The organism is Collimonas fungivorans Ter331 (genome assembly GCF_000221045.1).
In the GTDB taxonomy this organism is placed as follows: Bacteria; Pseudomonadota; Gammaproteobacteria; order Burkholderiales; family Burkholderiaceae_D; genus Collimonas; species Collimonas fungivorans_A.
The window spans coordinates 3,644,240-3,669,869 of record NC_015856.1; the positions used below are offsets into that span (position 1 = coordinate 3,644,240).

The following is a 25,630-nucleotide window of genomic DNA, read 5'->3' on the forward strand; positions in this document are numbered from 1 at the left end:
TGCAACCTCAGCTGCAACATCAATAGTTGACCAGATGATGTTCACGTAAATAGGCAAGGACTATTTGTGCCTTATCGGCAGCGCTGCCGTCCTGGACTACCTTGCCGCCGCGGCTTTCGGTCACGGTGGCGGCCTGCATGCGCGCATGCCCGGAACGTTTTTCGGGCGCTGTCAGCTTGCGCGGCACGGCTTTGGCCGCTTCGACTGTCCATTCTTCGGGTTGGCCGCGGGCCGCCGAGCCGCTAGCACCCTGATAGCCGGCAAAAACCTGTTTCCTGATTTCGCCGCGGCGCAGCCTGGCGTAGGCATAACGCAAGCGGTTTGGCGCCAGCGGATGCACCGTCACCATGGCCGGCAGCTTGAGCGCCACTTCACGCCGCCGCCCCTTGGGCAGATACTGCTGGGCGACGACGTGGCCGGCGCCGGGCGTCACGGCAATCACGCCCGCCAGCAGAGGCAGATTCAGGCGCGCCGCCAGCAGATACGGCAGCATGCCGCTGCCTGCCCCTGCTTCGGCGCAGCTGCCGCACAACACCAGGTCATAATTTTGCAACTGCGCTTGCAACTGTGCCTGCAATGCCGGCAGCACATCTTGCGATACCGCCGTTTCAATCAGGGTAATGCTGGCGGCGCCCAGCGCCAGGTATTCGGACAAGGCTGGGTTGTCGGCATTGTGTGCAGAAGCTGCGTGGATCACATCGATGCTTGCGCCGGCCGTGCGTTGCGCCAGCTCGCTCGCCATGCTCAGGGCGGCAGCGTCGTTGCGGCTGTAACGCGGCACGCCGCTGACCGGATGGCGGCCTATCGACACCAGCACGGCTATCCGTTTGATCACAGCCTGGTTCATGATGCCGCCTCCGCGCTGCGGGCTTGCCGCACCTGGTCCAGCAGCGCCGTCATCAATTCTTGCGCATCGCCGATGATGCTGAGGTCGGCGCGCTTGATCATCGGCGCGCTGGCGTCCAGGTTGACCGCAATCACATGGCGGCAATCCTTGATGCCCTGCAGGTGCTGGACCGCGCCGGAAATGCCGAAGGCCAGGTAAGCGCTGGCGCTGACCGTTTTCCCGGTAGCGCCGATCTGCTTGTCGCGCTTGAACTTGCCATCGTCGACGGCAACCCGGCTGGCGCCGACCGCCGCATCCAAAGCATTCGCCAGAGCGTTGAACAGCGCGACATCGTCCACGCCATTGCCCGCCGACACGATGAAATCGGCCTCGTCCAGTTCCATCTGCGATGCCGCCATAGTCTTGCTGCCGAGATCCAGGAACGGACTGGACGATGCCGCTGCGCCGGCCGCCGTGCCGATGGCCATGCCGAGCTGGTCTGCAAGCTGGCCGCGGCCGAGGAAAGGCAGGCGCGCATCGACGACATCCGTTTCCAGCAATATGATCTGCGCCAGGCTGCGCCGAGCCAGCATGCTGCCTTGCTGACGATAGGCTGCCAGGCCGGACTGGCTGATTTCGACCACATGGGTGGCGATGCCGGCGCCGGCAGCCCCCAGGCGGCGTCCCAAGTCGCTGCCGGCAACACCGTCATCGGGCATAAAGATATGGGCAGGCTGCAGTTCTTCCGTCAAAGCAGAGAGCGCCGCCAGTTCCGCTTCCGGTGCAAATACATGGCCGCCGTATTGCGGCAGCACGATGCAACGGTCTGCGCCGAGCGCCGCCACATCGTCATTCAGCTCGCCAAACACCAGCAACACCACTTCGGTCGCTCCATCGGCCAGCAATGCTGCCGCAGCCACAACCTGGCGCGCGTGTTCATCCAGCGCGCCGCGATCGCTATGCGCAACCGCCAGCAGGCAAGCTGTCGTTGCGCCGCCGGCGGCCAGGCGCACAGGCTTGGCCGCATGGTGCGGCTGGTCGTGGATCAGCGCCTGGCTGCTGCAGTTGCCAATAGCGTCGCCGTCGCCAAGCTGGCCCAGCACGACGCGCCTGACTCCGTCGGCATTGACGGTAAATGGACGGCGCGGATTGACGCGCCTGACATTATTCTGTATCGCCATGTCCATCGTCAGTTCTCCAGCGCCGCGGCGAGCAGTTCGGCGATATCGCGTATTTCAGGGCGCGGTCCGACCACGCCTTCCAGCATCGCAGTACAATTCGGGCAAGCCACCACCACCGTATCGGCGCGTACGGCGCGGGCATCGTGGATACGAATGTCGGGAATGCGCAGCTTGCCGGGGATATCGGTCAGCGGCGCGCCGCCACCGCCGCCGCAGCAGCGTCCGCGCATGCCGTTGCGCTCCATTTCATGCAGAGGCAGGCCCAGCAGCTTGAGCAGCTCGCGCGGCGCTTCGATCTCGCCGTTGTAGCGTCCCAGGTAGCAGGGATCGTGATATGTAAAACGCTGGCCGCTGTCGGCAGTTGAAGTAACCTTCGGCTTGATTTTTCCCGAGCTCACCAGCGCCGCCATGAAGGTGGTGTGATGAAAAACTTCATAACAACCGCCGAACGCCGGGTATTCATTGCGCAGGCAATGCATGACGTGCGGATCGGCGGTCACAATCCGCTTGAAAGTGAAAGCAGACAGCTGGCTGATCATTTGCCGCGCCATGCCCTGGAACGTCGCTTCGTCGCCGAGGCGGCGGGCGACGTCGCCGGTGTCGGTTTCCAGCGCGCCAAGCACGGCGAAATCCACCTCCGCGGCCTGCAAGACCTTGACCAGGGCGCGCAGCGTACGCTGGTAACGCATGTCGAAACCGCCCTCGCCCACCATCAGCAGCACGTCGACTGCCTGGCCCGGACCGATCTGCCGCACGCCAAGGTCGATCGCCCAGTTGTAGCGCACGCCCAGGTCGAAACCGCCGGCGCTGCCGGTCTCGCGCAGGTTCGCCAGCACTTCCGGGCCTTTGCCTGGCACTTCTCCGAATTGCAAGGTCTGGTGGCGGCGCATGTCGACGATGGCATCGACGTGTTCGATCAGCATCGGGCATTCTTGCACGCAGGCGCGGCAGGTGGTGCAGGACCATAGGGTATCGCTGGAGATCAGGCCTGGCACGATTGCATCCTGCGGCCGGCCCTGGTGCCGGCCGAGCGGAATCCCCGGATAAGGGCTGCCGGCAAAATTGGCGTCGCTGCCGCCAGCCATGCCGGTCACCATATCCTGTATCAGCTTCTTGGGATTCAAGGGCTGGCCGGCGGCGAAGGCCGGACAGGCCGCTTCGCACTTGCCGCACTGGACGCAGGCGTCGAAACCCAGCAATTGGTTCCAGCGAAACTCGACCGGCTTGCCGACACCCAGCTCGCCCTGCTCCAGTTGCAATGGCTTGAGCGCAGTAGTTGGCGTACCCTTGCCATCTTGCCTAAAACGCTCCTGGCGCGGATGGAACGCCAGGTGCAGCAGGCCGGCCAGCGCATGCTTCATTGGCCCGCCGCGGGTGGCGCCCACGGTCAGGGTCCAGGCGCCCAGTCCCAGCAACAGCACGGTCACCAGCGCGCTCAAACCCGACATCAATTGCAATGGAACCAGGCCCAGCGCCAGCAAGCCAATGGCGAATGCCGCCAGCACCCACGGCAAGCGCATCCATGCGCCGCGCGACAGGCGTGCCGGCGGCGCGCGGCGCCGGTGCCAGACGAACAGCACGCCGACCAGCATGACCAGCGCGAACAGGCCGATCGCCGTATTCAAAGCCGAGGCATACAGCATCAAGCCGTAATTGACTGCCACCAGCGCCATCGCCGCAATCGCACCGCCGGCGGTCGCCACGTGGGTGCGGGCGATGTAGGGATCGCGCGCCACCACATGGTGCAGGTCGACAAAATAGCGTTTTGGAATCGCCAGCAGGCCCAACCACGATACCGAAGCCTCGCGGCCGGCGCGCCACAGGGCCGCCCGCCGCGCCAGGCCGACGGACAATCCCGCCGCCGATAGCCAGAACAAGACGGTGATGATGTGGTTCAAGGAAGAAGCCGAAGCATCCATGGTCAGAAATCTTTGCACAGGCGCAGCGAATCATAGATTGCGGCGTGGATGTTATGCATGGAAATGCAGTCGCCGACCCGGAACAGCAGGAAACGGCCGTCGCCCAGGCTTTCCGCCAACGCCGGCTGCGGTTCGGCGGCGAACAGCTTGTTGACGTCGATCTGGCCGCGGTTGAGCGATTGCGGCTTGAGCGACCAGTAAAGATGATCGTTGGGCAGGATGCCGTTTTCAATCACCACCTGGTCGACTACCCGTTCTTCCTGCACTTCGGTGTATTCGTTGCGCAGCACCGCGACTTTCTTGTCGCCTTCGGCGTAGACCCGGTCCAGCCAGTAGTTCGGCGTCGGGATCACGCCTTGCGCATACAGGCGGCGATAGAAAATCGGGAAAGTGGTGCCGCCGGTATCGTCGGCGATCTTGACGTCGGGCGTGACGATTTCCACCAGGCTGCCGCGGCTGGCCAGGAAATCGGCGACGCCGAAACCGGCGTGGGTGCTGATGCCGTCGTACACCAGCACGTTCTTGCCTGGCGCTGTGCGGCCCTGCAAGATATCCCAGGAACTGACCGACAAACCCTCGGCGATGCCCCAGGCCGCGACCTGGCTGGTGTAGTTGCTGCCGCCGGTCGCCAGCACCACGATATCCGGCTGTTCGGCCATGATCATCGCTTCATCGGCATTCACGCCCAGCCGGCGGTCGACACCGAGGCGCTTGGTTTCCATGTCGAACCAGCGCACGATGCCGGCCATCTGTTCGCGTTGCGGCGCCTTGGCTGCCAGGTTGATCTGGCCGCCGACGACGTCGCTGCGTTCGAACAGCACCACCTCGTGGCCGCGTTCGCGCGTCACCCGCGCCGCTTCCAGCCCGGCCGGGCCGGCGCCGACCACCACCACCTTGCGTTTCGGCCCGCGGCTTCTGGCGATCTGGTGCGGCATGCTTTGTTCGCGCGAGGTAGCGGCGTTCTGCACGCACAGCACGTCGAGACCGTTGTACTGGCGGTCGATGCAATAGTTGGCGCCCACGCATTGCTTGATTTCGTCTTCACGGCCGTCGCGGATCTTGATCACCATGTGCGGATCGGCGATCTGCGCGCGCGTCATGCCGACCAGGTCGACCATGCCGGAGGACAGGATGCGTTCTGCCTGGCCGGCGTCGCGTATGCTTTGCGCGTGCATCACCGGCACCTTGGACACCGCCTTGATGCCGGCCGCCAGGTGCACGAACGGTTCCGGCGGCAAAGCCATCGGCGGCATGCAGTTGGCCAGCGTATTGTGGGTATCGGCGCCGGAGCCGACCACGCTCAGGAAGTCGATCAAACCGCTGGACGACATCGCTTGCGCAATTTCCTTGGCGGTTTCATGATCGACGCCGTCTTCATGGAATTCATCGCCGCACATGCGCAGGCCGACGCAGAAATCGCTGCCGACCGCTTCCCGCACCGCCGTCAGCACTTCAATGCCGAAGCGCATGCGGTTTTCCAGGCTGCCGCCGTATTCGTCGGTGCGCTGGTTGACGCGCGGGCTCCAGAACTGATCTATCAGCTGCTGGTGGGCGGCGGAAATCTCGATGCCGTCCATGCCGGCCTGCTTGACCCTTTTGGCAGCGGCAGCAAAGTCGGCGACGATGCGGCGGATTTCCTCGATCTCGATGATCTTGGCGTTGCCGCGGTGGACCGGCTCGCGTATCCCCGAAGGGCTGACCAGGTGCGGCCAGTTCTCGCCATGCCATGCCGTGCGCCGTCCCATGTGGGTAGCCTGGATCATGATCTTGGCGCCGTGCCGGTGCATGGCTTCCGCCAGCCGCGACAACGGCTCGATCACCTTGTCGGTAGTCAGGTTGACCGATTTCCACCAGCCTTGCGGACTGTCGATGGACACCGTGCTGGAACCGCCGCAGATCGCCAGGCCGAGGCCGCCCTTGGCCTTTTCTTCGTAATACCGTATATAGCGTTCACCCGGCAAGCCGCCCGCCTCCGCGTATACCTCGGCGTGGGCGGTGCTGACCACCCGGTTGCGCAGGGTTACCTGGTTCAGGGTCAACGGCGAAAACAAAGTCGGATAACGCATGGTCTGTATCTATCCCTGAGCAGCAACTGCCGTGACTGTAGCCGTGACTGTAAACACGCAATTGTCGTGGCCTTCGCCGCCGCACTGGGTTTCGCTGCAAGTCGAGCGCAGCGGATTGCCTGTGTTATCCGAAACCCAGTCCATGGCGCCGGCGAACCAGCCGGCGAACATGTAGCACAGCTTGCCGTGCGCTTCCGGCTGCTGCAGCACGAACGATGAATTGAGCAGCTTGATGCTGGCGCTGGCCTTGGCCGCGTCCACTTCGGAGAAGGAAAACAAGCCCCAGCCGCGCTGCGACAGCCGCTTCAGGTAATGCTGGTAGACATCCAGGCCGGACATGCCGTGTTGCTTGGCTTCTTTTTCGCACCAGAAATAGGCGGATTTGTGGCCGGCCTGGTACAGGATCTGTGCATATTCATCACGTCCCAGCGCCGCTTCCACCGCGGTATGGTTGTTGGTGAAAAAATGGCGCGGCACATACAGCATCGGCAGTTTGTCGGTAGTCCAGACGCCGGTGCTGGCATCGACTTCAATCGGCAATTGGGGTTGCATTGCTACTCCTCGGTATGTTGCATCGTGTGTATCTTGCTCAAGCGTTCCAGACTTCGCCGAAAACCCGCAGCCAGTTCTCGCCCAGCACCTTGCGGATGCGGCTCTCTTTCCAGCCGGCGCGCTCCATCGCTGTGGTCAGGTTGGGGAAATCGCCTATGGTGCGGAAACCTTCCGGATTGATCACGGTGCCGAAATCGGTCAGGCGGCGATGGCGGCCCTTGTCGTGCGTCAGCCATTCGAAGAAAGGCTTGCCGTAGCCCTGCGTGAAATCGGTGCCGATACCGACGCAGTCGTCGCCGACCAGGTTGATGATGTAGTCGAACGCTTCCACATAGTCGTCGACATTGGCGCTGCTGCCGCGCTTGAGGAATGGCGGGAACATGGTGACGCCGACGAAGCCGCCGTGGTCGGCGATGAATTTCAGCTGTTCGTCGCTCTTGTTGCGCGGATGCTGTTTCAGGCCGGACGGCAGGCAGTGTGAATAACAGACCGGTTTCTTCGACGCCAGGATCGCCTCGGTCGAGGTGTTGCCGCCGACATGCGACAGATCGACCATGATGCCGACCCGGTTCATTTCTTCGATCACTTCGCGGCCGAAGCCGGACATGCCGCCGTCGCGCTCGTAGCAACCGGTGCCGATCAGGTTCTGGGTGTTGTAGCAAAGCTGCACCACCCGCACGCCCAGTTCGGCGAATACTTCGATGTAGCCGAGGTTGTCTTCAAACGCGTGGGCGTTCTGGAAACCCAGGATGACGCCGGTGCGGCCTTCCTTTTTTGCCCGCTTGATGTCTTCGACACCGCGCACCAGCGTCAGCAGGTCGGCATTGTCGCGGATCAAGTTCTTCATGTCGACCACGTTGCCGACCGTGCCCTGGAAATTTTCCCAGACCGAAATGGTGCAGTTGACGGCGCTCAGGCCGCCCTTCTTCATGTCTTCGAATACCGGCCGCTCCCACTTCGAGATGTTGAGGCCGTCGATGACCAGGCTTTGCTGATGCAAGTTGCTCATGCCGTGCTCCATGTCGGTTTAATAGATAGGGAAACGCTTGCACAGCGCGCGTACTTCAGCCAGCACTCGCTGCTCGACTTCGGCATCGGCCTCGGGCTTGTTCGCCAGCGCATCGAAGATCTCTACAGTCAGGCGGCCGATGGTGCGGAATTCTTCGACGCCGAAGCCGCGCGCAGTGCCGGCCGGCGTGCCGAGCCGGATGCCGGAAGTGACGGTCGGCTTTTCGGTATCGAACGGGATGCCGTTCTTGTTGCAGGTAATGCCGGCACGCTCCAGCGCATGCTCCACTTGCGTGCCCTTCAAGCCCTTGGGCCGCAGATCGACCAGCAGCAGATGGTTTTCGGTGCCGCCGGTCACCAGGTCGACGCCGCCGGCCAGCAGCACATCGCCCAGCGCCTTGGCGTTGGCCACCACGTTGGCGATGTACTGCTTGAACTCCGGCTCCAGCGCCTCGCCGAAAGCGACTGCCTTGCCGGCAATGACGTGCATCAGCGGACCGCCCTGCAAGCCCGGGAACACCGCAGAATTGATTTTCTTGGCGATGTCTTCGTCATTGGTCAGCACAAAGCCGCCGCGCGGACCGCGCAAGGTCTTGTGGGTGGTCGAAGTGACCACATGTGCATGCGGCACCGGGCTGGGATGATGGCCGGTAGCCACCAGCCCGGCGATATGCGCCATGTCGACCATCAGCAATGCATCGACACTGTCGGCAATGGCGCGGAAACGGGCGAAATCGAGCTGGCGCGGATAAGCCGAGTAACCGGCGATGATCAGGCGCGGCTTGTGCAGCTTGGCCAGCGCTTCCACTTCGTCGTAGTCGATCAGGTAGGTGTCGCGGTTGACGCCGTATTGCACGGCGTTGAACCATTTGCCCGACATCGCCGGCCGTGCGCCATGCGTCAGGTGGCCGCCGGCGTCGAGCGACATGCCCAAGACCGTATCGCCAGGCTTGACCAGCGCCAGCATGACCGCGCCGTTGGCTTGCGCGCCGGAATGCGGCTGCACGTTGGCGTATTTGGCGCCGAACAGTTGCTTGACGCGTTCCAGCGCCAGGGTTTCCACCTGGTCGACGAATTCGCAGCCGCCGTAATAACGCTTGCCCGGATAGCCTTCCGCGTATTTATTAGTCAACACAGAACCCTGCGCTTCCAGCACGGCGCGCGAAACGATGTTTTCCGAAGCGATCATCTCGATCTGGTTTTGCTGGCGTTCCAGCTCAAGGCCGATGGCTTGTTTGACAGCGGCGTCGCGTTCGGCCAGCGACTGGGAAAATGCAGGAAGTGTCATTTGTATATGTCCGGGAAAGAGATGGTGCCGTGAGTGGTCCGTTGCTTGACACCATTTTGTCCCAGCCCCTTGCCCGCTATTGACTTGATCTGACGGGAACCTTTCAATTTGCGACATCGCTGTCACTTTTAGCCAAGCGCCGTTTCCAGGCGGGCCGGCGGCTCCGGCGCGCAGCTAGGCCTGCGCCGAAATGGATCACGTGCACAAAAAGCGGGATTGCCGGCATTATTTTTTTTGCGCCTGCACAGCCTATGAAGCCGGACTCCGGCGAGGGCCAGGAACCGGAATTTCCCCGCTGCGGACAGCGTCCTTTTCCCTCTTTTCTACCCTCTGCAAGCATTGAAAAAGCGTTGAAAATAAGTCATCTGGTCGGCTTGGCATGCTTATTGCGACGCACAACCGAAAGCATTTGTTGTTCAGTCGTTTCAACGTTACATTGTCCATCGCTGATGTTTGCCAACGGAGCAGGTCATGTCTAAAAGCAGTACTTCTTTCACCCATTTTGCTTTCATGCCGCTCAACAACTTTACGATGCTGGCGTTTTCAAACGCCATCGAAGTACTGAGGATGGCAAACTACCTGGAAGGAACCATCCTGTACCGCTGGTCCGTGGTCAGCCCCGAGGGCGGCGCCGTAACAGCCAGCAACGGCCTTTCCGTGACCACCATCCGCGCCGACGAATGCCCGGCCGCCGATGTCGTGTTCGTCTGCGGCGGCACCGATATCGACGCCGCGGTCAACCCTGCCACTCTGGATCTGCTGCAATACCTGGCGACCCAGGACGTGACCTTGGGCAGCCTGTGCACCGGCGCCTTCGCCCTGGCCAAGGCCGGCCTGCTGGACGGCTACACTTGCGCCACCCATTGGGAAAACCTGTCGAGCCTGAAACGCGCCCATCCGGCGATTTCCTTTGCGCCTGACCTGTTTGTGATCGACCGCGACCGCATTACCTGCACCGGCGGCATCGCCCCCCTGGACCTGATGCTGAACCTGATTTCAAGCCAGGTCGGAAAGACCACGATTGCGGCGATCGCCGATCAATTCATCCTGGAGCATGTACGCGACCACAAGGACCAACAGCGGGTGCCGCTGACGGTGCGCATGACGTCGGCGCGGCCGGCCATGGTGGAAGTGGTGTCGCTGATGGAAGCCAATATCGAAGAGCCGTTGTCGCTGGATGAGCTGGCGCAGTTGTCGAACTCGTCGCCGCGCCAGCTGCAACGCATGTTCAAGGAACACATGGGCATGTCGCCCACCCATTACTACCTGACGCTGCGCCTGCGCAAGGCCCGCGAACTGCTGCGCCAGACCGACATGTCGATACTCAGCATTACCGTGGCTTGCGGCTTCCAGTCCGCCTGCCATTTCAGCAAGACCTATCGTGAAGTATTCAGCGTTGCGCCCAGCACCGAGCGCCGGCAGCCGAGCCAGGTTCCGGCTGCCTTGCTGGCGGCGCCAATGCAGCAGGCGGCAGCTTTCATTTAGCGGCGAAGCATCAGGGGGAGAAGAAAAAACGGGCGCCCCAGGCGCCCGTTTTTATATCTGCAAGATGGCAGTTCTCAAACGCGTGGCATCACGGCGCCAGCTCTTTTATAGAACGTTCCCACAGGTTGATGCCGCCGTCCTTGGCCTGCTCATCGATCGCCGCCAGCTCTTCTTTCGTAAAATCCAGGCGCTGCAAGGCGGCCACGTTTTCCCGGATCTGGGCCGGGCTGCTGGCGCCGATCAAGGTGGTGGTCACACGCGGATCGCGCAACACCCAGGCCAGCGCCATCTGCGCCAGGCTCTGGCCGCGGGTCTTGGCGATCTCGTTGAGAGCCCGCACCCGCGTCAGGTTTTCCGGGCTCAGGTGCGCTTGCTGCAATGAGCCGCCGCCTTCGCGGTTGATGCGCGAATCCTGCGGCACGCCGTTCAGGTATTTGTCGCTCAGCAGTCCCTGCGCCAGGGCGGTGAAAGAAATGCAGCCCATGCCTTCCTGTTCCAGCGTATCCAGCAGACCGTCTTCAATCCAGCGGTTGAACATGTTGTAGGACGGCTGGTGAATCAGGCAAGGCACTTTCCAGTCGCGCAGCAGCTTGGCTGCTTCCGCGGTCTTGGCCGGCGAATAGGACGAGACGCCGACATACAGCGCCTTGCCCTGCTGCACGGCGGTCGCCAGCGCGCTCATGGTTTCTTCCAGCGGTGTTTCCGGATCGAAGCGGTGCGAATAAAAAATATCGACATAATCCAGCCCCATGCGCTGCAGGCTCTGGTCGAGGCTGGCCAGTACATATTTGCGCGAACCGCCGCCCTGTCCGTAAGGACCCGGCCACATGTCCCAGCCGGCCTTGGTCGAAATGATCAGCTCGTCGCGGTAAGGCCGCAAGTCTTCCTTCAGGATGCGGCCGAAATTGGTTTCGGCGCTGCCGTACGGCGGCCCGTAATTGTTGGCCAGGTCGAAATGGGTAATGCCGAGGTCGAATGCGGTGTGCACCATTTCCCGCTGGCGCGCCAGCGAGGTGGTGTCGCCGAAGTTGTGCCAGAGCCCCATCGACAACAATGGCAACTTGAGGCCGCTGCGGCCGCAAAACCGGTATTGCATCTCTTCGTAACGCTTGCTTGATGCGTGATAACTCATGACTGACATATTCCTTTTAACGATGGTCTCTTTGAGAATTTGTTTTTGCCGGCAGGACTTGCTTCTACTAATTCTACAGAGCTATTTTGTGTCTCGCTGAGAGCGGCAAATCGCGCTTTCGTTTCCTCCCGCGGAAGCAAGCCGGACAAGCGTCGGCTGCGGTACGGGAAAATGATTTCACCTCATCAATCAAGAATGATTATCATTTATAATATCGCCTGTTATTAAAAATAAATGGCCAGGCGAGGATAAAGTTTTGAAAAAGCAACTAGTAGGAATATGTTCGGTCATGTTGACGCATGGCGCCATCGCAGCCGATGTGCAAACGCAGGCAAATACCGATGCGGCAGCCAGTGAAAATGTACTGCCTACGGTATCCGTCAAGGCCAGCCGGGAAGATGCGGCGGAAAAGGGTTACCAGGCCAAACGCGCGTCCGTCGGCAGCCGCAGCGACGCGGCCCTGGTCGACGTGCCGCAAGCGGTCAGCGTCGTCACCTCGCAGTTCCTGCAGGATCGCCAGCCGAGCAGCCTGGCCGAATCGCTGGATACCGTATCCGGCGTCCACATGGGCAATACACTGGGCGGCACGCTGGATGCGATCATCAAGCGCGGCTTCGGCGACAACCGCGACAATTCCATGCTGCGCGACGGCATGCTGTCGGTGCAGCCGCGCAATTTCACGCCGACCACGGAACGCATCGAAGTGCTGAAAGGTCCGTCGTCCATGCTCTACGGCAGCATGGACCCGGGCGGGGTGGTCAACGTCATCAGCAAAAAACCGCTGCTGGAAAACCAGCGCTCGGTCACGCTCGGCACCACCAGCTACGGCGGTCTCAGCGAACAGATCGACCTGACCGGGCCGATCGGCGATTCCGGCCTGGCTTACCGGCTGATCGCCGACCACGAACGCAGCAATTACTGGCGCAATTTCGGCGAAACCACGCAATCGGTAGTGGCGCCGTCGCTGGCCTGGTACGGCCGCGACACCACGCTGTCGTTCGCCTACGAACACATGAACTACTCGGTGCCGATTGACCGCGGCACCGTCATCGATACGCGCACCGGCAATCCGGTTGCGGTACCCGCCGATCGCCGTTTCGACGAAGCCTACAATATCTCGGCCGGCCGTTCCGACGCCGTCAACCTGCGCTTCGACCACAAGCTCAACGCCGACTGGACCCTGCACGGCGGCTACGGCTTCAGCCGCAGCTACTACAATGACTGGCAGGCGCGCGTGCTGTCGGTCAACTATGCCACCGGCATCGCCACCCGCCGCGTCGATTCGACCCAGAACGGCGTGCAGTCGGCGCATACGCTGACCCTGAACCTGGAAGGCAAATTAAACTGGGGCGAGATCCGCCACGACATCGTCGGCGGCGTCGACTACATGCGCAACTACCGGGTGCTGGCCGAGCTCTACCGCGGCCCGAGCAACACCCGGTTCAACATCTACGATCCAGTCTACGGCCAGCTGACGCCGGCCGGCAGCAAGATCAGCCCGGCCGACAGCGACCAGACCGACAAGCTGATTTCGCGCGGCGTGTTTGTGCAGGATTCGATCCATCTGGATCAACGCTGGATCTTGCTGGCCGGCGCGCGCTATGAATATTTCAATGAGCTGACCGGCAAGGGCCGTCCCTTCGTGGTCGGCAGCAAGGTCGCCGCCGGGCGCGCCACGCCGCGCGCCGGCGTGGTGTACAAGCTGGCGCCCGACTGGTCCATGTACGCCAGCTACAGCGAATCGTTCAAGCCGAATACCTCGATTGCGACGCCGATAGGCGAGTTGCCGCCGGAACTGGCCAAGGGCTATGAAATCGGCTCGAAGCTGGAAACCGAAAACCTGACTGCCACGGTAGCGGTATTCGATATCCAGAAGCGCAACATCCAGACCACCGAAACCATAGGCGGCGTCAACTATACCCGCAACGCCGGCAAAGCCAGGTCGCGCGGACTGGAGTTCGACGCCAACGGCCGCATCAGCCAGGACCTGAGCCTGGTCGGCAGCTATGCCTACACCGAGGCACGCTACGCCGACGATCCCAAGCTGGCGGGAAATCCCCTGCCGAACACGCCGAAGCATTCGGCGTCGCTGTACCTGACACGCGACTTTGGCGTATCGCGCGTCGGTCCGGTTGAAGGCCGGGTCAGGGCCGGCGCGGGCGCCCGCGTGTTCAGCAGCCTGCCGGTGGGCGACGGCACCGGCAAGGTTTACCACCTGCCCTACGGCCGCGTGATGGATGCCTTCGTGTCATGGAATACTTTGGTCGGCGGCCAATCGGTGGATTGGCAGTTCAACATCAAGAACATCTTCGATTCGACGTATTACACCGCCAGCTGCTGCACCGGCACGCCGTTTGTCAATATCGGCGCCGGCCGCGAGTTTACGCTCAACGCCAAGCTGAATTTCTGAGGACGGACGGCATGAGGAAAGCATTGTTGGCTTGCGGACTGTCACTCCTCGCCGGAACGGCGCTTGCGGCGCCGGCGCTGCATGACGGCCTGCCCGAGTACCAGGCGCAAAGCGTGAGCTTGTCGCCCCAAGCCAGCTATCTCGACGAGCAAGGCGCAATCCGCATCGGCGGCGCCGAACATGCGCAATTCGTGATCGACCGTTTCAATGCCTTGTTCTCCAGCAGCCACCCCGGCGTGCGTTTTTCGGATCATGTCAAAGGTACGACCGCCACCATGCCTTTGCTCGCCTACGGACGGATGCTGTTCGGCCCAATGGGGCGCAGCGCCAATGCGGCGGAGCTGGACGCCTATGAAAAGGCGGTCGGCGCGGCGCCGCTGGAAATCCGCATCGCCCATACTTCCGACGATGCGCAGCAGGAAATGTCGTACTCCATCGGCATCTACGTCAACCGCGCCAATCCGATCGAACGCCTGAGCGCCCGCCAGGTAGCACGCATCTTCAGCAACGGCAATCCGGAAGGCGACCTGTCTCACTGGGGCCAGCTGGGCGCAAGCGGCGCCTGGAAAGAACGCGCCATCCATCCTTTCGGCACGCCTGAATATACCGGCATGGGCACGTACATGCAGTCAGAACAATTGCAGGGGCGGCCCGTCAGCCCGGCATATGAGCAATGGGGCAGCACCGAAACCATCCTGAAACGGCTGGAACAGGATCCGGCGGGCATCGCGTTTGCCGCCATCGGCCACGAAAACGCCGCGCTCAGGCAGCTCGCCATCGTGTCGGAAGATGGACGCAGCGAGACACGCGGCAGCCGCCAGGATGTGGCTGCTGGCACCTATCCTTACGGCCGCTATGTGTACTTCTACTTGCGGCGCGAACCGGGACAAGCACTAGATCCGGTCGCCAAGGAATACCTGCGCCTGGTGCTGTCGCGCCAGGGCCAGGAAATCATCGCTAGCCAGGCCGGCGGTTATATTCCGCTGTCGGCGGCGGAAGTGCGCGCTGAATTGCAAAAAATCGAGTTGGCGGGAAGCGGCGTCAGCACATCAGTTCCGGCCGCACCTGGTTTGCTCCTGGCCGGAGCGGATGGCGCGACCGATCTGTTCAGGCGCTTCAATGCCATGTTTGCCGGCACACAGCCGGCAATAAACATCGGCATGGCGCTCAAAGGGTCATCGACGGGCTTGCCGGCGCTGACCGCCGACGCCGCTTCGATGGCAGTAGTCACGCATGAAGCGAGCGCCGCCGAAATCGCCGCATTCCGGCAAGTCTGGGGATATGCGCCGCTCCTGGTCCGCATCGGCTACGCCGGTTGCGGGCAACGAGCAGCCGCCGTCTACGTCAACCGGCGCAATCCCCTGCCCGGACTGACCATGCAACAGTTAGCCCAGGTGTTTACCGCGGGCGCCCCTGCGGGCAATATCAATTTCTGGTCGCAACTGGGACTCAAGGACAGCTGGCAGCAACGCCGTATCCATCTATACGGCCTGCGCGACGATGGCGGCAGCGCCACCGTCTTGCGCAGCCGGCACCTGGGGAAATATCCCTTTGCTCCGCATTACGAAGCGCTGGACAGCCCGCAGGCCGTATTGGCGGCGGTCGACAACGATCCTTACGGAATTGCCTTGCTCGCCCCGACCGGCATTCCGATACCCGCAACACTGCGCATATTGCCGCTGTCACCGGCCGAAGGCATGGCTGCGGTCATGCCTTCTCGCGAAAACGTGGCGGCGGGCAAATACCCCCTCGCCACATATCTGCAGATGTATTTCAATCGGCCGCCTGGCAAGGCGCTGGATGCCCAGCTCGCAAACTACCTGAGGATGATCTTGTCGCCGGCAGGCCAAAGCCTGATAGCCGGAGCGGCAAATGGCGCAGGCGGTTATCTGCCGCTGTCCGCAGACGATTTGATGAAGGAAAGGAAAAAGCTCGAATAGAGCAAAGCCGCAAGCAGACAAACGCTGCCAGCGGCGTTTGCGCGTTGATCCCTCAGATCGGATCGGCCCGGAGATGTTCCGGCCGGTGCAGAAAGACCGTGAGCGTATCGCGTTGCGGCGGCACGCCGATCTGCGACAGGATGCGGCCGACGGCGCCGCGATGGTAGTTGCCGTGCGTGACCAGGTGGGTCAGCATCTCGCCGCGCGACATGCGGCCTGCCGAGCCGTCTACGAAGGTGAACTCGACGATCTCTGCCAGCTCGGCTTCGGTTATCGTATCGGCATATGACAGCAGCCAGCGGTCGGTTTCACGGACCGCCGCGCGCAGGTCGGCCAGCGCCGGCGTCGCCGTGGTGTTCAGCGCCCGGTAGTCGTGCGGCTGGCGCTGCAGGTTGGCTTCAAAAATCCGGTCCACCACGTAGACATGGTTCAAGATGCGCGTCGCGTCATGTTTTTCGCGTTCGTGGGATTCCGGCGGCAAGGCAGCCAGCGTCGAAAACAAGGTGTCGTTGGCCCAGGCTTTGTACTCAAACAGGGTAGTCAGCAGCTTATATGTGTTCATGGTGTGCATTCATGGCGGATCCGTACCGGCAGGCGGCGATTCACTACAATCCCTTCATTTTATGCCAGCCGCGCAATCCGCGTGGGTAAAGGCAAATCGACTCAAGACCCCGGGATGCCCTACAATCGCGCCATGAGTCATTTAGATATCCTATTGCCCTTCGGCCTGCCGCCGCCCGAACTGGCGCGCGATTTATTGCGTGAATTGAAACTACCTGCCCTCGCCACCCTGATGGCGCGCGCCAAAACCGGGCCCCGGCGCCAGGCGTTTGACGATTTTGCAAGAGCCTTGCCGCACGAAATGTGGCTGACGTCGCAATTTTCCTTGCCCGCATTCGAACCCGTCGCGCCCGGCCAAGACAACCAGAACAGCCCCGCCCTCGCCTGCGCCGCCATGCGCGCGATGGGGCTGAGCGCTGAAAAAGGCGCCTGGTTCATGCTGCACCCAGCCCATATCCATATCGCCCGCGACCACCTGGTGCTGACCGACATCCGCCAGATCGGCTTGAGCGATGCGGAATCGCGCGAACTGTTCGATGCTGCGCTGCCGCTGTTCGCTGAAGTCGGCCGTGAGCTGGTTTACGGCGACGCCGGCACCTGGTTCCTGCGCGCCGACGACTGGCAAGGCTTGTTGTCCTCCACGCCCGACGCCACTTGCGGCCACAACATCGATATCTGGATGCCGAAGGGTAGCGGCGACCAGGCCTGGCGCAAATTGCAGAATGAAGTGCAGATGCTGTGGTTTGCCCACCCGCTGAACGAGCGGCGCGAAATGCAAGGGCGGCAAACCGTGAATTCCCTGTGGTTATGGGGCGGCGCAGTGGCACAGCCTTGCGTGCCCGGCCAGCGCGAAGTATTCAACCTGCCGGACGGTTTCGCCGGCCTCGGCCAGTACGCCAAGGCTGCGTATGCCGGCATTGGCATCAGCGAAGTGATCGCCGCCAGGCCCGGACATGGCCTGCTGACCTTGAGCCAGCTGATCCAGCCAGCCCTGACAGGCGAATGGTCGGACTGGCTGCGGCAGTTGCAAACCCTCGAAAGCACATGCTTCGCCCCTTTGCTGCAAGCCATGCAGCAGCGCCGGCTCGACAGCCTGTCCTTGATCGTTACCGACAGCGGCCATACGCTTGAAATGAGCACCACCCGGCTCTCGCTCAAGAAATTCTGGCTGAAACCAGCCCTCACCGGTTTATTGCCATTGCATCCATCATCGCATTTATTATGACCCGCATCGTTACCCGCCCTTATTCCTTCCGCGACTCCGAACGGCTGTGCCAGAGCGGCATCCATCCGGTGCTGGCGCGCGTGTACACGGCACGCGGCCTGCTCGACGCCAAGGAGCTGGAAAGCGAACTGAACGCCCTGATCCCGCCGTCCGGCCTGCTGCACATCGATGCCGCCGCCATTTTTCTCGCCGACGCTATCGCCGCAAAAAAGAAAATGGTGATCGTCGCCGATTACGATTGCGACGGCGCCACCGCTTGCGCCGTCGGCCTGCGCGGCTTGCGCCTGCTAGGCGCGAATATCGACTTCATCGTGCCGAATCGCTTCGAGTACGGCTACGGCCTGACGCCGGAAATCGTCGAACTGACCGCGCGCGAAAAATCGCCGGACATCATCGTCACGGTCGACAACGGCATCGCCAGCATCGACGGCGTGGCCGAAGCCAACCGGCGCGGCATCGAAGTAGTGGTGACCGACCATCACTTGCCGGCCGATACGCTGCCGGCGGCAAGAGTCATCGTCAATCCTAACCAGCCGGAATGCGGTTTTCCCAGCAAGAACCTGGCCGGCGTCGGCGTCATGTTCTACGTCTTGCTGGCCTTGCGCGCGGAACTTCGCCGGCGCGGCGTGTTCGATGCGCAGAGCCAGCCGAAACTGGATGTGCTGCTCGACCTGGTGGCGCTCGGCACCGTAGCCGACGTCGTCAAGCTGGACGCCAACAACCGCATCCTGGTAGCGCAAGGCCTGAAGCGCATGCGCGCCGGCCGCATGCATGCCGGCATCGCCGCGCTGTTCCGCGCCGCCGGCCGCGAAGCCCGGCGCGCCACGCCGTTCGACCTGGGTTTTGCGCTGGGCCCGCGCCTGAACGCCGCCGGCCGCCTGGCCGACATGGCGCTCGGCATCGAATGCCTGACCACCGACGACGAAGGCCGCGCCTGGGCCATTGCCCAGCAGCTCGACGCCATCAATCGCGAACGGCGCGATATCGAAGCCGGCATGCAGGACACCGCGCTGGCCTTGCTGGATGACTTCAAGCCGCAGGACAGCACCACCATCAGCGTGTTCGACGCCTCCTGGCACCAGGGCGTGATCGGCATCGTCGCCTCACGCCTGAAGGATAAATTTTATCGCCCCACCATTACTTTCGCGCCGGGCGGCGAAGGCTTGATCAAAGGATCGGGCCGTTCGATTCCCGGTTTCCATTTGCGCGATGCGCTGGACCTGGTGTCCAAGCACGCACCCAGCCTGATCCAGAAATTCGGCGGCCATGCGATGGCAGCCGGGTTAACCATTCGCGCCGACGCCTTCGATGCGTTCGCCGCCGCCTTCGAAAAAGTCGGACGTGAATGGCTGGGGCAGAGCCAGCTGGAACGTGTGATTGAAACCGACGGACCGCTGGAAGATGCCTACTACACCACGCAATTCATTGAATTGATGGATGGCCAGGTGTGGGGACAGGGTTTTGCGCCGCCGCTGTTTTGCGACGAATTCAGGGTGGTTAGTCAACGCATCCTGAAAGAGAAACATCTAAAGCTGCTGTTGGAACGCAACGGCACGCGCTACGATGCAATCTGGTTCGGGCATACCGATGAACTGGGGAGCAAGGCCAAGGTAGCGTTTCGCTTGGACGCCAATGAATATAACGGCGTTACCAAGGTACAACTGATGGTGGAACACGCGGAAGCGATGTAATCCTTGAGCGCGGAACGTAATGCCCCATGGCCCGTTAATTAGGGTCAGAGTCGAATTGTTTTCTCAAACAATTCGACTCTGACCCTAATTAACTGCTGAGCTGGCGTTGCTGGCTCGGCGGGAAGTTTTCGAATTTGCTCCAGACCCGGCGCAGCTGGCGGGTTGAATTGAAACCGGCTTGCTGCGCTACCTGTTCCATGTCCAGCTTGGATTGCGTCAGCAATTCGCGCACCAGGGCGACGCGGATGCGCTGGATGTAGTCGACCAGGCTGCTGCCGGTTTGCTCGCGGAACAGACGCGTCAGATGGCGCTCGCTGGTGCAGGCGATTTCTGCCAGCTGCTGCAGGTCCCAGTCGTTGGCCGGATTGCCGATCACGGCGTCTTGCACCCGGTGTACCGCCGGATGCAAGTGATTGCGGCAGGCCTGCCACGGCGACAGCTGCGGGTCGCTGCCGGCGCGCCGCATGTAGATCACCAGCGAACGGGCGATCGAAGCGCTGCGGGCGTGGCCGGCGATTTGCGCTACCACGTGCAGCGCCAGGTCGATGCCGGTAGTGACGCCGGCGCTGGTGTAGATGTTGCGGTCTTCGACAAAAATGCGGTTTTCCAATACATGCGCCCGCGGCGCGATGCGCCGCAAGTCGTCGCAATGGCTGTGGTGCGTGGTGCACTGGCGGCCGTCGAGCAAACCTGCATAACCGGCCAACAAGGCGCCGGTGCAGCTGCACAGCAGGCGATGCGAATCCTGCCAGTGTGCGCGCAGCCATGCCACGGCGCGCTGGTCGTTGGCGCTGCTGAAATCATCGTCGCTGCCTACGCAGCCGTGCAGCATCAGCATGGCGTTGGGCGGCAAGCTGTCCGGCAGGTCGCTGAAGCCGGTCAGGCCGAGTCCAAGCGAAATGCTGATGGTGCTGGCCGCACTGACGTAACGCAGGTCGAAAAAGTCCGCGCGCCCTTCCCGTTCCGCGATCCGGTTGGCATAACGCAGCACTTCCGCCGGACCCATCAGGTCAAGCGTCATGGTTGCGTCGCGCAGCAGGAAATAGACCGGGATGGTGGTCTCGCCAGTGCGTGTGTTGTCGGCTATTGCAGCCATCGATACTCCATCTGTTTGGCCGTGGCGGCGGCGAGTTCGGGACCGGCCAATCGTTCGACCAGGTGCAGGCTCATGTCGATGCCTGCCGAAATGCCGCCGGAAGTCACCACTTTACCGCAATCGACCCAGGCTACGCCGCGCTTGACCATGAGCGTGGGGAAACTTGCCTGCAGCTGGTCCTGGTCTTCCCAATGCGTGGTGACATCCAGCCCGTCCAGCAAACCGGCCTTGGCCAGCAAGAAGGCGCCGGTGCAGACCGATGCGGTAATCACGGTGCCGGAATGCTGGGCGGCAATCCAGCGGATTACCGCGTCGTCATTGAGGATTGCCGAAACATCGCCGCCCGGCACTATCAGCACGTCGATATCCGAAGATGGCGTCAACACGCAATCCGGCAGCACTTTCATTCCGCCCCTTGTCCGCACCGGCCGCATCGCGGGCGCGACCAGGAAACACTTGAACAGGTTTGCCGCCGCGCCGTTGCAGTTCATCCGGCCATGGACCCGGGCGGCAGTTGAAAACACTTCATAGGGGCCGGCAAAATCCAGGATTTCAACATCGTCAAACACCAGTATTCCCACGCTCAACATCTTTTAACCTCGTCCGCCACACGCGGCGCCCGGGGACCGGACTGCCATCGTTGAGGACCATGTTAAGCCGGCGGCCAATATCGAAAAATGCCCTCCGTAGACATAATGCGGACAAAACCGGACATCTTTCGAGCAGCCGGATAGGCATATCCGGCGTGCCAATGGTGCGCCAGCATATATGGACTTGCCATGCCAATCGACAGCAATTGCAAAATATATCCAATCCAGTATAATCAAAACATCAAGCCGGTTCGCTTCCTTGGCGACTCGCTGAAACGTCTGCGCGAATTTTCCGAAGACGCGAAGCAGGATGTCGGGTATCAGCTGGATAAAGTGCAAAAAGGCAAGCAGCCGGGTGATTTCAAGCCGATGCCGTCCATCGGCAAGGGAGTGGAAGAAATCCGGGTGCGGGATCACGCGGGCATTTACCGGGTTGTGTATACCGCCCGGTTTGCCGATGCGGTGTACGTGCTGCATGCCTTCCAGAAGAAGACACAAGCCACCGCCAAACACGACATCGAGATCGCCAAGGACCGCTTTGCACAGTTGCTCAGAGGTGAGAAATGAAAAAGATCGAAAGCTACGCCAGCGTATGGGACGCAATTGCCGATTCGCCAGAACAGGCCGCGAACCTGCGCGCCCGTTCGGAACTGATGCAAAAAATTGCCGACATCGTGAAACAAAGTGCGTGGACGCAAACCGAGGCCGCAAGCCACTGCGGCATCAGCCAGCCGCGCGTGAACGACCTGCTGCGCGGCCGCGTGTCGCGCTTTTCCCTGGATGCATTGGTGAACATCGCCACTGCGCTTGGCCGCCGCGTCCACGTCGAACTGGAAGTCGCCTGAATAGCGGGTGAACGGTTTCAGCGCACTGGCAAGAACTGCAGGAAACTACCTCCCACCAGGTTCTGCATGTAGCTGATGCCGGCCCGCTTGTACTTCTCGGTCGTCATCTCTGCCAGCAAATCGATACGGCCGATGATCTTGCCGAATTCCCTCTCGAAACTGATGTTGCGCTCGCTCTCGCTCATGTCGTTGGACAGCAGCAAAGGCTGGCCGGCGGCATTTTTCCGGCTGTTGAGTATCCACGACGCGATTTCCATGTTGCGGGCAGCGTTGTACAGGTATTGGGCGTCGAAGCCGTCGATCAGGTAGAACCTGGTCTTGCCGCCGTGGGCGACGATGATCATGTCGGCCGCGCCGTAGATGAAAGCCGCCGCGCGGTCGCCGCCGAAATCCGGAGCCAGCGCCAGCGACAGCGCCTGGATGTCGTGCTTTCCCTGCAGCTCCGGCCACGACTGGCGCGCTTCGATAGCGTCGCGCACGCGCTTGATCGCCAGCTCGCGGCTGGCGGCAGTCTTTTTCCATTCGGCGGGATTGCGCCGGTACAATTTGTCCAGCAGGCGATACAGGCTGTCGAGGTTGTCGCGCATGCCAAGGGTGGCGAAGCGGTTGACGTCGGATTGCGCCAGCTCGCTGCCGCTGGTGGATGAGCCCTGCACTTCGCCATGCGGGGCCGGGGTCGGCGCCAGCATGCTGCACGCGCTAAGCGTCAGGCACAGCAGGCCGATCGGCAAGCTCATCGGCAAAACCGATGGCAAAACAACATCGCAACGATGGATTTGTGCCTTAATCGACATGGGCGGCGGGGCCAGGCTGGTAAATTATCAAGCGTGCAATCCATTCTAAACGTTGCAACTTCGGGTTGCAGCTTCGATATCCGGCTTGTTGCAATGGTTCACATTTGTGCATATTTCATGCGAAACGTGCCCCAATCTGGTCCAGAATACAATCTGCAGCGCCATCTGCCATGGGGCTGGCGTATAATTTAGGGTTTGATTGCAAAAGAGCCGAAAATGGAAGCCGAACGCTTAAATTCCCTACAAAACCTGCTTGCGGACCTGACCAGCCGCGAAGCCGAACTACGGAGGTATCTTTGACTTCGATACGAAGTTAGAGAAACTCGACCAGGTCAACGGCGAACTGGAAGATCCGGAAATCTGGAACGACCAGAAGCGCGCCCAGGACCTGGGCAAGGAAAAGAAATCGCTGGAAGCCATCGTGCTGACGCTGACCAAGATCCAGGCCGATCTGCGCGACACCAGCGACCTGTTCCAGATGGCGCGCGAAGAGCAGGACGAAGAAACCATCGAGGCGGTCGAAGCCGATACCGAAGGCCTGCGCAAGCTGGTCGAAGGCATGGAATTCCGCCGCATGTTCAGCAATCCGATGGATCCTAACAACTGCTTCATCGACATCCAGGCCGGCGCCGGCGGCACCGAAGCGCAGGATTGGGCCTCGATGCTGCTGCGCCAGTACCTGCGCTACTGCGAACGCAAGGGTTTCAAGGTCGACATCCTGGAACAGTCGGATGGCGAAGTTGCGGGCATCAAGACCGCTACGCTGAAAGTCGAAGGCGATTACGCCTATGGCTTCCTGCGTACTGAAACCGGCGTCCATCGCCTGGTGCGCAAGTCGCCCTTCGATTCCGCCAACGGCCGCCACACTTCGTTCTCCAGCCTGTTCGTGTACCCGGAAGTGGACGACTCGATCGATATCGACGTCAACCCGGCCGACGTCCGCGTCGATACCTATCGCGCATCCGGCGCCGGCGGCCAGCACATCAACAAGACCGACTCCGCGGTGCGCCTGACGCACATGCCGTCCGGCATTGTGGTGCAATGCCAGAACGACCGCAGCCAGCACCGCAACCGCGCCGAAGCGTGGGACATGCTGAAAGCCAAGCTGTATGAACTGGAATTGCGCAAGCGCATGAGCGAGCAGCAGAAACTGGAAGACTCCAAGACCGACGTCGGCTGGGGCCACCAGATCCGCTCTTACGTGCTGGACCAGTCGCGCATCAAGGATTTGCGCACCAACTTCGAGAGCGGCAACACCAAGGCTATCCTCGACGGCGACCTTGACGACTTCATCGCGGCTTCGCTCAAGCAAGGCGTGTAAGTTGCAAATTCGGCTGCAAACCGTGCCGCGGACAGTGTCCGCGGCGCTGCCTTCCCGCCGCACCACAGACGTTTCACCGCATCATTTGAAAAGACACTGACATGACGACAGACAATCAGCAGCAACCTGTCCCGCAAGACGAAAACAAGATCATTGCGGAACGCCGCAACAAGCTCGGCGCCCTGCGCGCCCAAGGTGTGGCTTTCCCCAACGATTTCCGGCCGACGCACAAGGCAGCCGCGATCCAGGCCGAATACGCCGCCCAGGAAAACGAAACGCTGGACGTGGCCGCAGTCAAGGTCGTGGTCGCCGGCCGCATGATGCTGAAACGGGTGATGGGCAAGGCTTCCTTCGCGACCCTGCAGGATGCTTCGGGCAGCAAGGCCGACGGCCGCATCCAGCTGTTCATCACCAAGGAAAACATCGGCGAAGAGAACTACGACAGCTTCAAGCATTACGACCTGGGCGACATCCTCGGCGCCGAAGGCACGCTGTTCAAGACCAAGACCGGCGAACTGTCGATCAAGGTCACCACGCTGCGCTTGCTGACCAAATCGCTGCGCCCGCTGCCGGACAAGTTCCACGGCCTGGCCGACCAGGAAACCAAGTACCGCCAGCGCTACGTCGACCTGATCATCAACGAAGATACGCGCCGCACTTTCAAGGTGCGCACCGCTGCGATGTCGTCGATCCGCCGCTTCATGGAACAGAACGACTTCATGGAAGTCGAAACGCCGATGCTGCACGCCATCCCCGGCGGCGCCGCGGCCAAGCCTTTCATCACCCATCACAATGCGCTGGACATGCAGATGTTCCTGCGCATCGCGCCTGAGCTGTACCTGAAGCGGCTGGTGGTCGGCGGTTTCGAACGCGTGTTTGAAGTCAACCGCAACTTCCGTAATGAAGGCGTATCGCCGCGCCACAATCCTGAATTCACGATGATGGAATTCTATGCGGCTTATGTCGATTACCAATGGCTGATGAACTTCACCGAACAGGTGATCCGCCAGGCCGCGATCGATGCCCACGGCACCGCCACCCTGACCTACCAGGGCCGCGAGCTGGACCTGAGCAAGCCGTTCCAGCGCCTGACCATCGTCGGCGCCATCAACAAGTACGCGCCGCAATACCAGGACGCGCAATTGCAGGATGCGGAATTCATCAAGGCCGAGCTGAAGAAATTCGGCGTCAAGCCGCATGCCCACGCCGGCCTCGGCGCGCTGCAGCTGGCCCTGTTTGAAGAAACCGCCGAAGCGCAGTTGTGGGATCCGACCTACATCGTCGACTATCCGGTCGAAGTATCGCCGCTGGCGCGCGCTTCCGATACCGTGCCCGGCATCACCGAGCGTTTCGAGCTGTTCGTCACCGGCCGCGAAATCGCCAACGGCTTCTCCGAGCTGAACGATTCGGAAGACCAGGCCGCCCGCTTCCAGGCGCAGGTTGCAGCCAAGGACGCCGGCGACGAAGAAGCCATGTATTACGACGCCGACTACATCCGCGCGCTGGAGTACGGCATGCCTCCGACCGGCGGCTGCGGCATCGGCATCGACCGCCTGATGATGCTGATCACCGACTCGCCCAACATCCGCGACGTGCTCCTGTTCCCGCATCTGCGCCGCGAAGACTAAATCATCGACGCGCGCAGTCAAATGGGGTCAGAGTTTTTTTACGACAGTCTCATCGTCGTAAATTACTCTGAC

The 25,630-nt window shown here is 61.6% G+C and carries 21 protein-coding genes; 9 read left to right on the forward strand and 12 right to left on the reverse strand.

What is annotated here, in order from left to right:
• Positions 1-19: 19 nt before the first annotated feature.
• The 7 genes from CFU_RS16000 to CFU_RS16030 are packed head-to-tail and all read right to left on the reverse strand — an operon-like array spanning position 20 to position 8,840.
• On the reverse strand, positions 20-847 hold the full coding sequence (locus CFU_RS16000; RefSeq protein ID WP_014007078.1) for a drug:proton antiporter: 828 nt from the start codon (positions 845-847) through the stop codon (positions 20-22).
• Positions 844-2,013, reverse strand: a complete 1,170-nt coding sequence (locus tag CFU_RS16005; protein WP_014007079.1) for an electron transfer flavoprotein subunit alpha/FixB family protein — start codon at positions 2,011-2,013, stop codon at positions 844-846. The genes CFU_RS16000 and CFU_RS16005 overlap by 4 nt, the downstream gene beginning before the upstream one ends.
• 2 nt (positions 2,014-2,015) lie before the next feature.
• Complete coding sequence (locus CFU_RS16010) at positions 2,016-3,926, reverse strand: (Fe-S)-binding protein (RefSeq protein WP_041742193.1); 1,911 nt, start codon at positions 3,924-3,926, stop codon at positions 2,016-2,018.
• 2 nt (positions 3,927-3,928) lie between these two features.
• Positions 3,929-5,992 (reverse strand): NADH:flavin oxidoreductase, encoded by a 2,064-nt coding sequence (locus CFU_RS16015; protein ID WP_014007081.1) that lies wholly within the window; start codon positions 5,990-5,992, stop codon positions 3,929-3,931.
• A 9-nt stretch (positions 5,993-6,001) separates the two neighbouring features.
• The gene (locus tag CFU_RS16020) at positions 6,002-6,544 is read right to left on the reverse strand and encodes a DUF5943 domain-containing protein (RefSeq protein WP_014007082.1); all 543 of its coding nucleotides are present in this window, start codon (positions 6,542-6,544) and stop codon (positions 6,002-6,004) included.
• A 37-nt stretch (positions 6,545-6,581) separates the two neighbouring features.
• Complete coding sequence (locus tag CFU_RS16025; protein ID WP_041742194.1) at positions 6,582-7,553, reverse strand: dipeptidase; 972 nt, start codon at positions 7,551-7,553, stop codon at positions 6,582-6,584.
• Between the two features lie 18 nt (positions 7,554-7,571).
• The gene (locus tag CFU_RS16030) at positions 7,572-8,840 is read right to left on the reverse strand and encodes a serine hydroxymethyltransferase (protein ID WP_014007084.1); all 1,269 of its coding nucleotides are present in this window, start codon (positions 8,838-8,840) and stop codon (positions 7,572-7,574) included.
• A 471-nt stretch (positions 8,841-9,311) separates the two neighbouring features.
• On the opposite strand from CFU_RS16030, the gene CFU_RS16035 reads away from it, so the two are divergent.
• On the forward strand, positions 9,312-10,325 hold the full coding sequence (locus CFU_RS16035; RefSeq protein WP_041742195.1) for a GlxA family transcriptional regulator: 1,014 nt from the start codon (positions 9,312-9,314) through the stop codon (positions 10,323-10,325).
• 88 nt (positions 10,326-10,413) lie between these two features.
• On the opposite strand, the gene mgrA is transcribed toward CFU_RS16035, so the two are convergent.
• Positions 10,414-11,457 (reverse strand): L-glyceraldehyde 3-phosphate reductase, encoded by a 1,044-nt coding sequence (mgrA, locus tag CFU_RS16040; protein WP_041742196.1) that lies wholly within the window; start codon positions 11,455-11,457, stop codon positions 10,414-10,416.
• A gap of 256 nt (positions 11,458-11,713) precedes the next feature.
• Here mgrA and CFU_RS16045 point away from each other — a divergent pair, with 256 nt between their 5' ends.
• Both CFU_RS16045 and CFU_RS24915 read left to right on the forward strand, forming a co-directional pair.
• Complete coding sequence (locus tag CFU_RS16045; protein ID WP_014007087.1) at positions 11,714-13,867, forward strand: TonB-dependent siderophore receptor; 2,154 nt, start codon at positions 11,714-11,716, stop codon at positions 13,865-13,867.
• Between the two features lie 11 nt (positions 13,868-13,878).
• Entirely contained in the window at positions 13,879-15,807 is a 1,929-nt protein-coding gene (locus CFU_RS24915; RefSeq protein ID WP_190275163.1) for a PstS family phosphate ABC transporter substrate-binding protein, read from the forward strand.
• Positions 15,808-15,859: 52 nt separating this feature from the next.
• On the opposite strand, the gene CFU_RS16055 is transcribed toward CFU_RS24915, so the two are convergent.
• Positions 15,860-16,369: a DinB family protein gene (locus CFU_RS16055; protein WP_041742198.1), complete on the reverse strand. Its 510-nt coding sequence runs from the start codon at positions 16,367-16,369 to the stop codon at positions 15,860-15,862.
• Between the two features lie 132 nt (positions 16,370-16,501).
• On the opposite strand from CFU_RS16055, the gene CFU_RS16060 reads away from it, so the two are divergent.
• Both CFU_RS16060 and recJ read left to right on the forward strand, forming a co-directional pair.
• Positions 16,502-17,593, forward strand: a complete 1,092-nt coding sequence (locus CFU_RS16060) for a hypothetical protein (RefSeq protein ID WP_041743582.1) — start codon at positions 16,502-16,504, stop codon at positions 17,591-17,593.
• Positions 17,590-19,284 (forward strand): single-stranded-DNA-specific exonuclease RecJ, encoded by a 1,695-nt coding sequence (gene recJ / locus CFU_RS16065; RefSeq protein ID WP_014007091.1) that lies wholly within the window; start codon positions 17,590-17,592, stop codon positions 19,282-19,284. The genes CFU_RS16060 and recJ overlap by 4 nt, the downstream gene beginning before the upstream one ends.
• Before the next feature lie 88 nt (positions 19,285-19,372).
• Here the strand turns inward: recJ and CFU_RS16070 are convergent, their stop codons facing one another.
• Both CFU_RS16070 and CFU_RS16075 read right to left on the reverse strand, forming a co-directional pair.
• Positions 19,373-20,380, reverse strand: coding sequence for a GlxA family transcriptional regulator (locus CFU_RS16070; RefSeq protein ID WP_014007092.1), 1,008 nt, complete (start codon positions 20,378-20,380; stop codon positions 19,373-19,375).
• On the reverse strand, positions 20,368-20,970 hold the full coding sequence (locus CFU_RS16075; protein WP_014007093.1) for a DJ-1/PfpI family protein: 603 nt from the start codon (positions 20,968-20,970) through the stop codon (positions 20,368-20,370). The genes CFU_RS16070 and CFU_RS16075 overlap by 13 nt, the downstream gene beginning before the upstream one ends.
• A gap of 189 nt (positions 20,971-21,159) precedes the next feature.
• Between CFU_RS16075 and CFU_RS16080 the strand changes: the two genes are divergently transcribed.
• Together CFU_RS16080 and CFU_RS16085 are read left to right on the forward strand one after the other, a co-directional pair.
• Complete coding sequence (locus CFU_RS16080; RefSeq protein ID WP_014007094.1) at positions 21,160-21,537, forward strand: type II toxin-antitoxin system RelE/ParE family toxin; 378 nt, start codon at positions 21,160-21,162, stop codon at positions 21,535-21,537.
• The gene (locus CFU_RS16085; protein WP_014007095.1) at positions 21,534-21,815 is read left to right on the forward strand and encodes a helix-turn-helix domain-containing protein; all 282 of its coding nucleotides are present in this window, start codon (positions 21,534-21,536) and stop codon (positions 21,813-21,815) included. The genes CFU_RS16080 and CFU_RS16085 overlap by 4 nt, the downstream gene beginning before the upstream one ends.
• Before the next feature lie 17 nt (positions 21,816-21,832).
• On the opposite strand, the gene CFU_RS16090 is transcribed toward CFU_RS16085, so the two are convergent.
• The gene (locus tag CFU_RS16090) at positions 21,833-22,552 is read right to left on the reverse strand and encodes a hypothetical protein (RefSeq protein ID WP_041742199.1); all 720 of its coding nucleotides are present in this window, start codon (positions 22,550-22,552) and stop codon (positions 21,833-21,835) included.
• Positions 22,553-22,825: 273 nt separating this feature from the next.
• Between CFU_RS16090 and prfB the strand changes: the two genes are divergently transcribed.
• Both prfB and lysS read left to right on the forward strand, forming a co-directional pair.
• Positions 22,826-23,930, forward strand: a protein-coding gene (gene prfB / locus CFU_RS16095) for a peptide chain release factor 2 (RefSeq protein ID WP_148264860.1) whose coding sequence is annotated in 2 segments (ribosomal slippage) — positions 22,826-22,906 and positions 22,908-23,930 — 1,104 coding nt in all. Because the reading frame shifts where the segments join, the coding sequence is not laid out codon by codon here.
• Between the two features lie 101 nt (positions 23,931-24,031).
• Positions 24,032-25,558 (forward strand): lysine--tRNA ligase, encoded by a 1,527-nt coding sequence (gene lysS / locus CFU_RS16100; protein WP_014007099.1) that lies wholly within the window; start codon positions 24,032-24,034, stop codon positions 25,556-25,558.
• The last annotated feature ends 72 nt before the right edge of the window (positions 25,559-25,630 follow it).